The following is a 1,328-nucleotide window of genomic DNA, read 5'->3' as shown; positions in this document are numbered from 1 at the left end:
GGCGCTGAGGGATCCCCTCATAATTTCCCAAGCCCAGAGTAATGCGTCAGCTGTTGATATTCGCGCATAGCCCATCGATATTGTTGCTCACTGATGACATACCTTTGCCGCTTTCTCACCTCACGGCCTAACCGAGGTATCGACAGGACACGACGATGTTTGATGGTGTTCGCTTGAAAGTCGTATTGCCATTTTGCTTGGGTTGCAGCAAGACCATTCCACCACATCAGGATCTCTGCGAGCAGCCCAATTAATAGTAATATATTGAGCCGTTTAGAACACCGAGTCCGATTATGACGCAACGCCAATCCATAGGCTGTACTTTTCAGGTCTCGGAAAGCTTCTTCTATTTGCATCCTTTTGGCGTACAAGCGACATATTTGAACCGCATTCAGTGTTTCCGTTGGGATATTGGTGACAAGCAACCAAGGCTCATTTGCACTTTTGGCAAAAAGTCGAGAAGCGGTGTGCTTCTGACCCGTTCGTGAATGACGCTGCGCTTTTCGTCCTTTAGGTTGTTGTTTTACCAGATAGCCATTGCAGGTCAGCGGTGAACGGCGAGCGAGTTGGCATTGGCCGAGTGAATGCGGCTTGCTTGTGGCGTCAGGATAAAGCGTCTTGTTGGATTGCCAATCGCTTTGGGGCATTTTTATCGAGACATCACCGCGTACACGCCCCAGCCAAAACCAGCCCTTACTTTGCACTTGACGAAACCATGTATTTCGAAACCCAGCGTCAGAGATGATAATAGGTGTTGCACTTGGGGGCAGTATTTCCTGAAGTTTATCAAGGAAGTACTGATGCGTTTTCGGTGAATTATATTGTCCATACTCAAACGCTTGTTCGTAGAGAGTAACCGCCCGGCCATCGAGGGCAATGGACGCTCGTAGGGTCATAAAACGAAGTTGCTCTCTCACGTCAGACCAATCAAGTAAAATCACAGGGCAAGGGTTCGCCCCGGCAATAAGTCGTGCATTCCATTTATAAATATCCTCTTTTTCACGGTGTAGACGGGTGTTTCCCAGTAGACGGTCAACCCGTTTAATCGCATGTTTAGCCGCTGTGAAGGTGTTGAGGGAGCGACCGAGCTTGGTGAGAGTGAGGTCAGCACCGCCAAGTGCGGACTCAGTCGCAAGTAACAGAGATTGGAGCCGTTTTTTATGAATAGTGGGACAGTGATTGGTTAAGGTCTCTTGTAGGATTTGAATATCGCGCATCGGTAATTCCTTTGTTTGGAATGTTTTTTTGGCGAAATTCATTAGATCAAGAGGTACGGTGCGCGTCCTTCTCATTGTTTAGAAAAGGGATTTTGAGGGGATTCGCTAGAA

1 protein-coding gene is annotated in these 1,328 nt (G+C 47.9%); it reads right to left on the bottom strand.

All coding sequences use genetic code 11. The features are described from left to right. Window positions 1–17: 17 nt before the first annotated feature. Window positions 18–1,217: an IS4 family transposase gene (locus CS022_RS24560; protein ID WP_129124478.1), complete on the bottom strand. Its 1,200-nt coding sequence runs from the start codon at window positions 1,215–1,217 to the stop codon at window positions 18–20. Between the last annotated feature and the right edge of the window lie 111 nt (window positions 1,218–1,328).

The organism is Veronia nyctiphanis (assembly GCF_004116385.1).
GTDB classification, from domain to species: Bacteria; Pseudomonadota; Gammaproteobacteria; order Enterobacterales; family Vibrionaceae; genus Veronia; species Veronia nyctiphanis.
Note: the sequence above shows the minus strand (reverse complement) of the source record. Positions and strands in the feature narration are given on the sequence as shown.